The organism is Enterococcus sp. LJL128 (assembly GCF_056924295.1).
Window position 1 is genome coordinate 30,010 of sequence record NZ_JBXPBP010000007.1, and the last position, 13,198, is coordinate 43,207.

General features: G+C 39.7%; 12 protein-coding genes. 4 read left to right on the forward strand and 8 right to left on the reverse strand.

Features of this window, described 5'->3' with window-relative positions:
* Nucleotides 1–17: 17 nt before the first annotated feature.
* Nucleotides 18–1,352 (reverse strand): dihydrolipoyl dehydrogenase family protein, encoded by a 1,335-nt coding sequence (locus AC1Z3K_RS10145; protein ID WP_461732656.1) that lies wholly within the window; start codon nt 1,350–1,352, stop codon nt 18–20.
* 286 nt (nt 1,353–1,638) lie between these two features.
* On the opposite strand from AC1Z3K_RS10145, the gene AC1Z3K_RS10150 reads away from it, so the two are divergent.
* Complete coding sequence (locus AC1Z3K_RS10150) at nt 1,639–2,511, forward strand: hypothetical protein (RefSeq protein ID WP_461732657.1); 873 nt, start codon at nt 1,639–1,641, stop codon at nt 2,509–2,511.
* 583 nt (nt 2,512–3,094) lie between these two features.
* Here AC1Z3K_RS10150 and trmL read toward each other — a convergent pair.
* Together trmL and AC1Z3K_RS10160 are read right to left on the reverse strand one after the other, a co-directional pair.
* Complete coding sequence (trmL, locus tag AC1Z3K_RS10155; RefSeq protein WP_426084371.1) at nt 3,095–3,601, reverse strand: tRNA (uridine(34)/cytosine(34)/5-carboxymethylaminomethyluridine(34)-2'-O)-methyltransferase TrmL; 507 nt, start codon at nt 3,599–3,601, stop codon at nt 3,095–3,097.
* A gap of 223 nt (nt 3,602–3,824) precedes the next feature.
* A complete protein-coding gene (locus tag AC1Z3K_RS10160) occupies nt 3,825–4,670 on the reverse strand; it encodes a methyltransferase domain-containing protein (RefSeq protein WP_461732658.1) in 846 nt (281 codons plus the stop codon).
* A gap of 117 nt (nt 4,671–4,787) precedes the next feature.
* Between AC1Z3K_RS10160 and AC1Z3K_RS10165 the strand changes: the two genes are divergently transcribed.
* Entirely contained in the window at nt 4,788–5,426 is a 639-nt protein-coding gene (locus AC1Z3K_RS10165) for a copper homeostasis protein CutC (protein ID WP_426084373.1), read from the forward strand.
* Between the two features lie 342 nt (nt 5,427–5,768).
* Here the strand turns inward: AC1Z3K_RS10165 and mgtE are convergent, their stop codons facing one another.
* From mgtE to yjbM, 4 genes are read right to left on the reverse strand one after another with little or no spacing between them, the layout of a single operon-like run.
* Entirely contained in the window at nt 5,769–7,130 is a 1,362-nt protein-coding gene (gene mgtE / locus AC1Z3K_RS10170) for a magnesium transporter (RefSeq protein ID WP_426084374.1), read from the reverse strand.
* A gap of 21 nt (nt 7,131–7,151) precedes the next feature.
* Nucleotides 7,152–8,054, reverse strand: a complete 903-nt coding sequence (locus AC1Z3K_RS10175; RefSeq protein ID WP_461732659.1) for an RluA family pseudouridine synthase — start codon at nt 8,052–8,054, stop codon at nt 7,152–7,154.
* A gap of 7 nt (nt 8,055–8,061) precedes the next feature.
* Nucleotides 8,062–8,859 carry an NAD kinase gene (locus tag AC1Z3K_RS10180; protein WP_426084376.1) on the reverse strand — a complete coding sequence of 266 codons (798 nt, stop codon included), beginning with the start codon at nt 8,857–8,859 and terminating at the stop codon, nt 8,062–8,064.
* 15 nt (nt 8,860–8,874) lie between these two features.
* The gene (gene yjbM / locus AC1Z3K_RS10185; protein WP_426084377.1) at nt 8,875–9,537 is read right to left on the reverse strand and encodes a GTP diphosphokinase; all 663 of its coding nucleotides are present in this window, start codon (nt 9,535–9,537) and stop codon (nt 8,875–8,877) included.
* A 179-nt stretch (nt 9,538–9,716) separates the two neighbouring features.
* Between yjbM and AC1Z3K_RS10190 the strand changes: the two genes are divergently transcribed.
* Nucleotides 9,717–10,310, forward strand: coding sequence for a CYTH domain-containing protein (locus tag AC1Z3K_RS10190; protein ID WP_461732660.1), 594 nt, complete (start codon nt 9,717–9,719; stop codon nt 10,308–10,310).
* Nucleotides 10,311–10,407: 97 nt separating this feature from the next.
* A complete protein-coding gene (locus AC1Z3K_RS10195) occupies nt 10,408–11,058 on the forward strand; it encodes a DsbA family protein (protein WP_461732661.1) in 651 nt (216 codons plus the stop codon).
* 185 nt (nt 11,059–11,243) lie between these two features.
* On the opposite strand, the gene pepF is transcribed toward AC1Z3K_RS10195, so the two are convergent.
* On the reverse strand, nt 11,244–13,064 hold the full coding sequence (gene pepF, locus AC1Z3K_RS10200) for an oligoendopeptidase F (RefSeq protein ID WP_461732662.1): 1,821 nt from the start codon (nt 13,062–13,064) through the stop codon (nt 11,244–11,246).
* Nucleotides 13,065–13,198 lie beyond the last annotated feature (134 nt).

Here is a 13,198-nt window from a genome sequence, read left to right on the forward strand (position 1 = left end):
TTTATGGATTTTAATTTTCAATACAAATAGCTGATATCACTGGCAACGGTCGGATAAAGCATGATTAGCTGGTTGATGTTTTCTTTAGGCAGCTTTTGATTAATAACTAAAGTAAGTAAATTAATTAGCTCATCTGCTTCATTACTCAATACGGACGCTCCCGCTAATAAACCTGTTTGCTTATCTACAACAACTTTTGCCATAGCCAAAGGCTCTTTTCTGTATTTATAAGTGAACCATTGGGAAACATCTAAGTCCTGCACCTCATAGTGCTCAGTTTCATCTGGTGTAACTTCGGTCTTTCCAACCTGGGCCAGCTTTGGTGAAGCAAATAAAATAGTTGGAATCTCAGGATAGCTGATTTCTTCATCTATCTTTCCACTCAGCAGTTTAGCCAAATAGCCGCCCTCAAAACTGGATACTGGAGTCAGCTTCGGTTTTTTCTTGGCCAAACAATCTCCCAGACTATAAATGTTCTTCACACTAGTGCGCAGCCGGCTGTCAACCTCAATCCCTCTTGCAGAATAATTAATTCCTATTCCCTCGAGATTCATTCCTTCTACATTTGCGATTCTCCCCGTACTGCAGAAAATACGATTGACCTCCAGCATATCACCAGAAGCAAGCGTGGCTTTAAGAAGATCATCGGTCTTTTCGATTTTTTCAACCTCTTCATCAAAATGAAAAATAATTCCTTTGGACTTCATGAGCTGAATCAATGCATTTACTTGTTCTTGTTCAAATCCTTTCAGCGGCTTTTGATTATGGTGAATGATATGTACTTCACTGCCGCTGCTGTGAGCAATATTTGCTAATTCAAAAGCAATATATCCGCCGCCAATAAATGCCATTTTTTCAGGAAGTGAAGGCAGTTCCAAAAATTCAGTACTGGTTTCTAAATGCTCTTTTCCAGGAATATCAAGCAAAGCTGAATGCTGACCAGTCGCTAAAATAAATGTATCCGCTGTGTAGCTTTTTTCAGAAACTATAATTGTATGCTCATTTTCAAATACAGCAGTTCCTTCAATAACGGTAATTCCAGCGCTTTCCAAACCACCTTTCTGTTCCTTAGGCACAGCATCTGTAAAGTCTTTTTTAAAGGCCATCAGCTCCTCCCAATTTACAGCAGGTTTTCCAGCATAGCCTGCACCCTTTAGCTGTGCAACAGCTTCTCCGGCAGCAACGCCATGATACAGAATCTTTTTAGGATCACAGCCTCTATTTGGACAGGTTCCTCCCCATTTGTCAGCTTCTACTACAGCAATTTTTTTCCCTGCCGCTGCCAAATCGTAGGCTGCTGCCATTCCTCCCGGACCACTGCCGATGATGATTACATCAAATTGATTTTCCATAAGTTATTTCCTCCTTAACAAGCCTGTTATCTTTATTATATAGCAGGAAAAAAGGGGTTACGAATATAACGATTCTCTCTCTGAGGTAATCCTGTATCTATTGTATAGATAATTTTCTCCTTATCCTATAGCTGCGAATCTCTGCTTCTATTCCTTATAGAATTATGCTACAGTATTGGTAATGCAAAAAAGCTGATTAGTATGGGAGATACTAATCAGCCGGCTTGCCTCATTTACATGAAGCCATATGATGAAAAAATTATATCATAGAAATGAGGAGAAAAAAATGAAAAAATCATTAGGTAGGTTGGGGAAAGTGGTTTTGGGGATTGCTTTGGTGGTTATCCTTCTGGTTAGTTATTCCAGCTGTGAAGCTAGTAAATCTGAGAAGCAAAAAGAAAAAAGGGCAGATGAACTTCTAGCAGGTAAAGTCGAAGTGCCTAATACGTACTTTGATACAAAAGAAGAGGTAGAAGCAAAATTTGATGCTGCTGGATTAAAGGTCAAATTTGTTGTTTCGAATTTTGACCACAAAGCAACAACAAACAAGCGTTATCTTCGTAAGGATGAATGTGATGATATTTCAAGCGATCAGCCTGCAGTAACGTATTATGGTACAAAAGAAGTTGGTGATCGTCATGGTTTTTACGCCGACAAAGGAGCAACAGTTATTGTTGGCTATTCCGACCATGATTTTGACGGAACTGGTGGAAAAAACAATTCTAAAGCTAGTTCTTCTAGTTCATCCAGCTCTTCTAGTTCCAGCAGTTCTAGTTCCAGCAGTTCTAGCAGCTCAAGTTCAAAAACAAAAGAATCCAGTTCTTCTAGCACAACGCCTTCCAGTACCAAACAGAAAAGCTCTGGTTCAACGAAGAGTATCGAAGATGTAGAAGCAGCAATCAAAAAAGTTGATGAAAAGTATGATGAAATGATTGAAAAAGCTCAGGGATATGTAGACAATCCTAGTACTTATACTGATTCTACTAGCCTGACTTTTGCCGCTGACTATATGGGATTGATGGCTGAGTATACTGAGCTAAGCGGTGTAATAAGCGATGCGGGCGACAACATGACTGCTTCTGCAGCATTAAAAATCTATACAGATATGCTGACAAAAAGCGTAGAATTAAGTAATCTGTACTCTCAGCTGCAAAAATAGCAGCTGTCAAACTGCTTTACTGAAAAAATAAAGCTACCCTAAAGGAATCCAGCAATGGAACGCTTTAGGGTAGCTTTTAATTTTAAATGATACTATTTTGTATTAGAATGTGTCTGAAAACTCTAGCGACGAATATTTTCGAGATTGTTATGGAACTCGTCGGCAGAAATACTCGCTTATGCACCACATTGCCAGTTCTGTTTGCCTAAAGACTTGCTAACAGAATGGTATGCGTACGAAAGTAAAAGTCATTTTTCAATCAATAGTATTAAAAATGACTACTCTGAAATGAGCTAGCTTGTGGTTTTGCTTGATTTCCACAAAAATCCCTGAAAAATTCGGATGTCACTCTATTTTTCAGACAGATCCTAGTAAAAATTTAAAAGAAAAACGCTAGGAGCTCTTTTCTAAGTGTTCAAGCACTATCAGAGAACGACTGACTGATGAATGAAATCTTTTCTAAAGCCACAGATCTTTCACTCTTTTTTTCTGAAAAAAGAACTTGAAACAAAAGCAGCCATTTTTCCTGCTTTTGTTTCAAGCTCTACAATTTTATTTACTTGTTTGTCCTGATAACACACCTTTAATCCAGCTTATCATTATCATAGTGATGCTGCAGCTCCAAGTTTGGAAAAGACTGCTGACGCAGAGCTTCATAAACGACTAAAGCTGCCGTATTAGAAAGGTTCAGAGAACGGACGTGTTCATCATTCATCGGAATTCTTAAACATTTGTCTGAATGCTCCCTCATAAACGTCTCTGGCAATCCAGTTGTTTCTTTACCAAACATAAAATAATGGTCTTGTCCGTCTGAGAAATTCTCGTCACTGTATATCTTATTAGCAAACTTAGTAATCAAATGCAGCGGCTGATCTCCTAAAAATGCAAGAAAATCTTCCAGACTTTTATGGTAGGTAATTGCTACGTCATGCCAGTAATCCAGCCCTGCTCTTTTAAGCTGCTTGTCGTCCGTTGAAAAACCTAACGGCTCGATGAGATGTAAGGGCGCATTAACCGCCGCACATGTCCGGGCAATGTTGCCTGTATTTGCAGGAATCTGAGGTTCAAATAAAACAATATGATTTGTCATTTTATTATTCCTTTCCTTCACTAAAAAACTTATTTAGAACAACAAAAAAACGTACCGTCTCGGTGTTAATCACTGCGAGCCACTACGTTAGTGAAGATTCTTTTCACTAACTTTTATCAGAACAGGAACCTGATAAAAACCAATGAAAAAACAACTTGTATGTAATATAACACCAATATCAGAGCTTTGCAATAGTTTTTTGTGAAATTCTTTTTTGTAAGCGTTATCTTATCTCTCCTATTAACATGCGCAGGTCAACCGTTATTTTTTCAAGAGGATTTTCTTGAAGCTGCGCTTTTCTTTCCGTTGTAGCCTGCCATTCCAATGGCGACATTTCCAGTAAGTCTAAGCGACGTTCTTGTGGGACATCAAAAATGGTAGTAATCCGCTGATTCTCAATGAGCTTCATAGATTGCGAGAACTTTTCAACTACCTTCAGATTGGAATAATGTTGTTTTTCCAAATCTTCCGGGAAAAACCCGGCTCTCAATTCCTTTAAATATCCCTCTTCCGGAATTATCTTAATCACACGTCCTTTTGGTGTCAGCACCCGTTGGAACTCTCCGTAGTGAGAAGGAGAAAAAATATTCAAAATACAGTCTACAGACTGATCTGCAAAGGGCAGGTTGGTTAAATCTGCGGCACACCAAAACGCATCTATTGGCTGATTACTGGCTAAATAGACCCCTTCTTTAGAAATATCAAAACCAATTTTAGTTCCTTCCATCCCCAGAAATGCTAACTCAGAAAGAAAACTACCTTCGCCGCAGCCCACGTCCAAAATCACTTTGCCTTCAGCTGTTTGAGGCAAGACTGCTGCCAGCATATTTTTATACATACCGCTTTTAATCATCGCCTGACGGTGACTAAACATTTTCTGATTATATTCGGTTTGAGTATGCGTTTTTAAAAAGTACAGTGTCCCTTTTTTTGAAAGCTCAAACTGATGATTTTTTCTACAAGTCAATGTGTAGTCATTTACATCCGTTGCTTCATGGCACAACGGACAGCGGAACAGCGAACTATTCGCCTCCAGAAATTCTCTAGCCTTATCTCTTTTCTTAAGCATAACCGGCTCCTTCTCTTCAACTAGTTTCATCTGCTCTATCTTACAATGGAAGAGTTCCTTTGGCAACACTTGAAAATATGTTACAATGCCTATGAAGAAATTAAAGGAGTGGTACCTGTGATTAAAGAATTTTGTGCAGAAAATTTTACGGATATTCCCGCAGCTGTGAGAAATGGTGCTGGACGAATTGAATTATGTGATAATCTGGCGGTAGGCGGAACTACACCTAGCACAGGAGTTATTGAAGAAGCTGTTCATTTTGCAGAAGAACATCCTGTTTCCATCATGACCATGATTCGTCCCCGTGGTGGTGATTTTGTCTACAATGATATAGAACTAAAAATTATGCATACAGATTTAATTGAAGCAAAAAAAATCGGAACTGATGGCGTGGTTTTTGGTTGCCTTACTGATGATAACTGGCTGGATGAGGAAGCTCTTGATCTTCTGATAGAAACTTCAGAAGGACTGCAGATTACTTTCCATATGGCTTTTGACCAGCTTTCAAAAGAAAATCAGTTCAAAGCAATTGATTGGCTGGCTGAGCGAAATGTTCAGCGCATTTTAACTCATGGCGGTCCAGCGGGTACCCCAATCACCAAAAATCTTGCTCATCTTAAAGAACTCATTGATTATGCAGACGGCCGTATTATCATTTTGCCGGGCGGCGGAATTACTGCCGCTAATGTTGATGAAATAGTCAGCGCTTTGGCTATTAGCGAAGCACATGGCACAAAAATCGTTTCACTTAACTAAAAAACACAGGATCAGTTCGAGAGCGGACTGATTCTGTGTTTTTTAAATAGTGACATACTATTTTTGCCAGCGAAATTTTAAGTACTTAAATATAAATAGAAAGAACGTTGCCAATCCCTCCGCAGGCAAACGTGAAATTGACAGCTGAACTTCGTGAATCTCGACAGCACATATTCCGTCCATTACTTGGGTAAAACAACACTTAGTTATCCAGCTATGGAGCGAAATACCTCTTATGCAAAAAAGAACCTGAAAAAAAACCAGTCATTTCCTGCTTCTTGTTTCAAGTTCTAAGATTTCATTCAGTTTTTCTCCTGCCAACACAATTGGACATAGAAGTTTTTAAATAAAGTATGCCATAAAAATACTGGCAATATTAAAATAAATCAAGACGCTTGTTAAATCACTCAATGTTGTAATGAACGGTCCGCTGGCGACTGCCGGATCAAAGCCCAGCTTATCCATCAGCATTGGAATTAAGCTTCCAGCCAGATTTGCGACTGTAATTGCACAAAGCATCGCCATTCCAATGACAAACCCTAAGGGAAAATTCTGCTTCCAAATACCCACGACAATCATTATTGTCAGACCAGTAATTGCGCCAGTAACAAGACCAGTCAATACTTCACTGATGATCAAGCGGTTAAAATTGCTGTCCTTATCATCTGCTACTGCTAGCCGGCGTACTGCTACTGCCAGCGATTGTGTTCCCGCATTACCAGCAGTACCAGTAATGAGCGAGATAAAAACAGCTAGGATACTTGCTTCACTAACTAAAGCTTCGTAATGGCTGATTAAAGTCGCTGTAGACATTCCCAGAAACAGCAGGGTAATTAGCCATGGCAGTCTTTTGGAAGCCGCTTTGAGGGGATTTTCACTAACCTCTTCCACGTCAACCCCAGCCAGTCCGGAGTAATCACTGGCTGCTTCATCATCAATAACATCAATAATATCATCTACAGTAACAATCCCCAGCAAATGCTCATCATAATCAATAACCGGCAGCGCCAGAAAGTCGTAATCCCGAATCGTTTGAGCAACATCCTCCTGGTCATCTCCCACGTGAACAGAAATAACACGTTCGCTTAGAATTTCACTGATCAGTGTATCATCATCATTCACGATCAAATCACGAAGAGAGATAACCCCCACCAGATGGTTTTCCTGATCCACAACATACACGTAGTAAATAGTTTCTGCTACATCCGCCTGATTTTTCAACACATACATCGCAGAGCGGACCGTTTGATTAGCAACAATCGACACGTATTCTGTCGTCATGATGGAGCCGGCAGTATCGTCTTCATAGTGCAGCAGCTCTTTAATCTCGCTAGCGTCTTCTGTACTCATCAAGCTAAGGTATTTCGCCATTTCACTTTTATCCAGCATATTCAGCAAGTCTACTGCGTTATCTGTGTACATCTCAGACAGCATTTCCGCTGCGTAACTTGGGCGCATTTCCGAGATGTAGTCTTTCATATCTTCATTATCTTCTTCAATAACATCAAACATATCCGCCAGCTCTTTAGGCGATAGATAGTTATATATCTGCTCCCGCTGCTGCGCTTCCAGAGATTGGTAAAATTGACCCTGTTCATAAATATGGAGCGTTAAGAAGGCTTCCCGGAATTCATTCATCTGGTCATTTCTCAAGTAATCCAGCAAACTTTCAAACTGCTCTTCAATTTCCTGTCCTTCATTCACTTTTCCCAACCTCCTTCTTTCTTATTTTCTATCAATCAGCCGCTGCATATCTTCTGCCAATGGGGAGTCAAAAAACAGCTCTTCATTGGTAAATGGATGCTTAAAACTTAAGTGACTGCAGTGCAGCGCCTGCCGCTCTATTCCTTTATCCAAGGCGCCATTGTAAAGCTCATCTCCCAGAAGCGAACATCCGATACTTTCAAAATGAACCCGTATCTGATGCGTTCTACCTGTATGAAGCTGGATTCTCACAAAGGCAATTCCCTGATTTTTATCAGACACTGCAGTCAGCCAGTATTCAGTTTCTGCATAGCGCCCATCTTCAGAAACTGTGCGTTTCAGCAAAGAGGTCCGCTCCCGGCTGATTGGCGCAATAATCTGACCATGGGCAGACAGCTTAGCAATATCGCCTGAAACCAGTGCATGATAGATTTTCGTTACCTTTTTCTGCCGCAGCTGCTGGTCCAGCATCGCATGAGCAAATCCATGTTTGGCAAACAGCATAACTCCAGAAGTATCCCGATCCAGTCTTGTAACTACATGGATTACCTGATCCTTATAGCCCATCCGCTGATAATATCCCTTTACCCGGTTTGCCATTGTACCGTTGGGATGATACTGAGCTGGAATAGTCGCAATTCCTGCCGGCTTATCAACCACTAAAAAATGTTCATCCTCATACAAAATAACGATTGGCTCATCCGACGGAAGCATCGTCTCATGCTCGCCTTCATCTGGAACAACAATCGTTAGCTGTTCTCCCATAGAAAGCTGATAAAGGACGTTCTCCACCTTGCCGTTCACTTTAATTGAACCGCCTTGAAACTTTATCTTTGCCAACAAGCCCTTTGAAACGCCCTGCTCTTTCAAATATGACTTTATCTGCTGGGAAGATTCTTTATTATATACCCATTGAAATTCCATTGCTTACTTAATCCTCACTAATAAATGCATCCTTCACTCTATACCAAAAATGCATATGCTTATACGATGCAAAGTGTATCCGCTCATCCGCAATCCTGTAATGGATGGTGTCCACATTTTCCTGATAAATGTTCAGCTGATCTACTGTAATCAGATAATCACTGCTTTCCTGCAAATCAATAGAAACCCATTCGCTGTTTGCAATCACCATAGGCGAGCCTAGAGTACGGAAAACACGATTATTCAGAGAAGCTATTTCTGCCAGCTGAAAAGCATTAATACTCGGATGAATGACTGCTCCGCCTACGCTTTTATTGTATGCTGTCGAACCTGTCGGGGTTGAAACAGATAGTCCATCCCCTCTAAACCGTTCAAATAATTCATCTTTAATATAAACATCGGCAACCATCGTCCGGTTGGAACGCTTGATTGTTGATTCATTCAATGCCAAAAAATGCTTGTCAGGTTTATCATCACAAAAGGTAATCCGCACATCCAACAACGGATAACTAACACTTTTTTCCTGTTCTCTCAGCAGACTTTCAACAAGCTCTTCCAGCTCATAGTCGCGCCAATCTGTATAAAACCCCAGATGTCCCGTATGAACACCCAAGAATTTCACATCATTCAACATGTGGCTAAAACGATGGAACGCAGAAAGAAGTGTCCCGTCTCCCCCGATTGAAATAATCAATTCAGGATCGCTGTCGGACACTTCAATTTCTTTCCGCTCCAAAAGCAAACGCAGCTGCTTCGCTACACTTCTTGATTTTTCTTCAATATTATGGACGATCGCTACCTTCATGGCTCTCCCCCTGCATTATTTCTGAGTGTCTTTTTTCTTGTAGTACTCATTTGTTGCCTTTTTTCTGCCGTGTGAAAACAGATGCTGTGCCTCTTGAATTTCTTCACGGATACTGGACATTTCCTCATCCAGCTGATACGCAGCTTCGGCGGCCCGCTGCAGCCGGTCATTCAGCTCTTCTGGAAAAACACCTTGATACTTATAATTTAGAGAGTGTTCAATCGTCGCCCAGAAATTCATTGCCAATGTACGAATCTGAATCTCAGCCAGTATCTTCTTTTCTCCGGTAATAAGCTGAACCGGATAAGCAATAACTAGGTGATAAGAACGATAACCGCTCTCTTTTTTATTAGTGATATAGTCTCTTTCCTGGACAATCTCAAAATCTCTGCGATTCCTTATAATATCCACTACTTGATAAATATCTTCAACGAACTGACACATAATTCTCAGTCCCGCAATATCCTGCATTTCTTCACCCAGCCGGTCCAGCGAAATCTTTCTTAAAGCTGCTTTAGTAAGAATACTGTCCACAGGCTTTACCCGGCCTGTTACAAACTCGATGGGGGTATGTCTGTTGCTTTCATTAAACTGTTTGCGGATTCCCCGCAGCTTGACTTTCATCTCTCCAACAGCTTGTTCATATGGCGCAAGAAAAAGTTCCCAATCTTTCTCCATATTTTTCCCTCAATTTCCTTGAATTTGATCCACTGCTTATTTTACCATAGTCCGATGAAAAATTGGATTTTTTATTCTGTTATTCGCCTTTTATAAAAAAAAAGGTCCAGACCATCACTTTTCTTGACGAAACCATGTAACATGTGTGAAAATTAGGTATAAAAGAAGGTGAGTTTCGGTTGAGTGAAAACTTAGAAATTGAATATAAGACCATGCTCTCAGAAAGGGACTTTATTCGAATCACTGACTATTTTCAATTAAAAGAAGAGGATTTTTTCTTACAAGTAAATACTTATTTCGATACATCTGCATTTCATCTAAAGCAAATGAATATCGGCTTAAGAATTCGAACCTTGCCTGATGCTGCTGAGATTACTCTAAAGGTTCCCGCTAAAGACGGATTGCTGGAAATCACTGATCCCATCACACCTGAACAGGCAGAAGAAATAATCCGTTCTCGGATTTTTCCAAAAAATAGTGAAGTTTCTCAAAAACTGCAGGATCTTACAATCAATACTCCATTACATGTGATTGGTCAACTTAAAACCAAGAGAGCACAAAAAAATCTTCCCCAAGGTTTATTAGCTCTTGATGAAAGTTGGTATAACCAAAATCACGATTATGAACTGGAATTAGAAGTTGCAGATGCTTTCACTGGAAAGAAAGCATTTTATAATCTGCTAAATACTTTGAATATCAAAGAAATCAGCGGATTGAATAAGATACAACGGATGTTGTTGTCTTCTCCTTCTTATTCCTCTGATACAGACTAATGAGCAGAATGCTTCAATTTCTTCTGTTTTTTTGGTAAAGTACAGAAATTGGTCGTAGTCGCGATATTGGCAAAGAATCGAATTGGAGGAAGTATGAATGATTGAAATATATTTGTTCGTAAATCCATTAGGGAGTATTTGCTTGGACATTGAGCGGGACATCTTATCGTTCGCTCAAGCAGAAAATAAAAAGATCCAATTACGTTTAATCCCCTTAGTAAATATGAAAACTATTGACGGTTTGCTAAGTTTGTACAATATTCCTTCCCGTGACATCAATAGAAGGAATCAGCTTTTTGAAGAGATTTATTCTGCTTCGCTTGATTTTAAAGCAGCTCAGCTGCAAGGAAAAAAGAAAGGACGTCACATCCTTTTGAATCTACAGGAAATAGTGGGAGAAGCGGGAACCGTTTATTCTCCTGATTTGGCTGAAAAGCTGATTGTTGACTCAGGCGGCGACTTGGAAATGTTCCGCTCTGACCGTCAATCGCCATTCGTGAAGGAATCCTTCCAGATTGATCAGCAAATTGCCAGAGAAATGGGTGTTTCTAAACATCCGTCGGCTGTTATCTATAATTATGCCTGTGATAGAGATTTCGGCGTACTCGTTGAAGACTATCTGTCTATTGATCATATTAAACAGCTGTGTGAGACTTCTGAAGAAAATTATATTCATTTTCACGATCCAGTCCAGATTGCAAAGGCTCATGAACAAAGCGTACCAAAGGGACATTTACACTTACTATAGAAAAACAGGAAACAGCCAGTATCTGCCTGCTTCCTGTTTTTTTGTACTTTCTATTATTTTACAGTAATCAAGTTCTCCCTCACCAAATAAAAGAACTTAAAACAAAAGCTAAAATTTTCTGCTTTTTGTTTCAAGTCCTATAATTTTATTCAATTTTCTTATCAGCCTGATTTGACAAAGACCTTTTAGTCTTTGTCAAATGTCTCTATCAAAGCTTCCAGCTCAGATAAGCGCGCCTCAAAAACTTTCATAGCATCTTCAATATACGCTGGTTTTGTCATATCTACGCCAGCTTTTTTCATTACTTCAATCGGATAGTCGCTGCTGCCGGACTTCAGATAGCTTAAATAATTTTCCAGCGCCTGCGGTTCTTCTTTAATAATTTTATCAGCCAGCGCAGAAGCTGCGGAGAAGCCTGTAGCATATTGATATACATAATAATTGTAATAAAAATGCGGAATTCTAGACCACTCCAAAGCAATTTCTTCATCTGGTACTACTTCAGGGCCATAGTACTTCGCATTCAATGCCGCATAGCTTTTATTCAGATGATCACTTGTTAATGGAATACCTTTTGCATCTTCTGTATGCAGGAAGTGCTCGAACTCTGCAAACTGAGTCTGACGGAAAATCGTTCCTTTGAAGCCGTCCAGATAATGATTTAAGACATAAGCCCGAACTTTAGGATCCGTTTCTGTTTCCAGCAAATATTCAGTCAAAATATTTTCATTGGTTGTTGATGCGATTTCTGCAAGAAAAATAGAGTAGTCCCCGTATACATAGGGCTGATTGTTTCTAGTAAAGTAGCTGTGGACGCTGTGCCCCATTTCATGAACCAAGGTGTACAGCTGATCAACACTATCATGCCAGTTTAACAGAATATATGGGTAGGTATCATACGCCCCTGATGAATAGGCACCGCTTCTTTTTCCTTGATTTTCCACAACATCAATCCAGCGCTGATCAAATGCTTGATTAACAATATTCAAGTATTCTTCACCCAGCGGAGCTAAAGCTGCCAGTGTTTTCTCTTTTGCTTCCTGATAAGTAAATTTGATTGGAGCATCACCCAAAATCGGTGTATACATATCATACATATGAAGCTCATCAAGCTGTAAAAGCTTTTTCCGCAGTCCTACATACCGGTGAAGCAGAGACAAATGATGGTCAACTACTTCTACTAACGTCTCATAAACGCTTTCAGGGATATGATTGCTGCTTAACGCTGCTGCTCTTGCTGAGCCGTACTTTCTAATTTTTGCTTTAAAATTATGTGCTTTCACATGAGAAGACAAGGTTGAAGCAAATGTATTATTAAACTGTTCATAAACACTGTATAGCCCTTTAAATGCTGCTTCCCGCACATTTCTAGAAGTGTTTTCCATCAACTGACCGTACATGCCGTGGCTCAATTGGATTTTTTCACCTTTATCATCTTCAATAACTGGGAATTTCAAATCAGCATTGTTTAAAACAGAGAATGTATTGCTTGAGGCGCTAAATATTTCTCCCGCTCCAGCCAGCAGCGACTCCTGTTCTTCGCTTAATACATGCGCCCGGCTATCTAAAATATTATCAACAAAATGCTTGTAGATGTTCAATTTAGGTTCCTCATCAAAATAAGCCCAAATCTCCTCATCTGACAAAGAAAGAACTTCAGGTTCAAACCAAGCAACGGCTTCCCCAACCTGAGAGTATAAAGATGCTGCTCTTGCATATAAAGCCTGATATTCCGAGTTAGTTGTATCTTGATCATTTTTCAAATGAGCGTATACATAAATCAACTCAATTTTCCGATACATCACCAATAAATATTCAATTGCTTCTAAAAACGCTGTACTGCCGTTTTTTAAGGTCCCTTTTTTTTGTTCTGCTTCCTTTATTTCCTTTGACAGCTGATCGTAGGCTTCTTCAAATGCTGTATTATCTTTAAATACCGCAGTCAAATCCCATGTCAGTTCTGTTGCTAGTTCGTCGCGTTTTGGTAATTGTTTTGCTTCACTCATAGCTTCTACTCCCTTCATACATACCATATAAATCCTTTAAAGCTTTCATTACCCATGAAATGATTCTCATCCTAAATATAGATAAAGGGCGAGTTATTATAAGCTCATTTCTTTAACAGAATTTATATATCTAT

What these genes read in the sequence shown, in the direction of transcription:
- AC1Z3K_RS10145 (WP_461732656.1), bottom strand. Translation starts at nt 1,352, where the DNA reads ATGGAAAATCAATTTGATGTAATCATCATCGGCAGTGGTCCGGGAGGA.
- AC1Z3K_RS10150 (WP_461732657.1), top strand. Translation starts at nt 1,639, where the DNA reads ATGAAAAAATCATTAGGTAGGTTGGGGAAAGTGGTTTTGGGGATTGCT.
- trmL (WP_426084371.1), bottom strand. Translation starts at nt 3,601, where the DNA reads ATGACAAATCATATTGTTTTATTTGAACCTCAGATTCCTGCAAATACA.
- AC1Z3K_RS10160 (WP_461732658.1), bottom strand. Translation starts at nt 4,670, where the DNA reads ATGCTTAAGAAAAGAGATAAGGCTAGAGAATTTCTGGAGGCGAATAGT.
- AC1Z3K_RS10175 (WP_461732659.1), bottom strand. Translation starts at nt 8,054, where the DNA reads ATGGAATTTCAATGGGTATATAATAAAGAATCTTCCCAGCAGATAAAG.
- AC1Z3K_RS10180 (WP_426084376.1), bottom strand. Translation starts at nt 8,859, where the DNA reads ATGAAGGTAGCGATCGTCCATAATATTGAAGAAAAATCAAGAAGTGTA.
- yjbM (WP_426084377.1), bottom strand. Translation starts at nt 9,537, where the DNA reads ATGGAGAAAGATTGGGAACTTTTTCTTGCGCCATATGAACAAGCTGTT.
- AC1Z3K_RS10195 (WP_461732661.1), top strand. Translation starts at nt 10,408, where the DNA reads ATGATTGAAATATATTTGTTCGTAAATCCATTAGGGAGTATTTGCTTG.
- pepF (WP_461732662.1), bottom strand. Translation starts at nt 13,064, where the DNA reads ATGAGTGAAGCAAAACAATTACCAAAACGCGACGAACTAGCAACAGAA.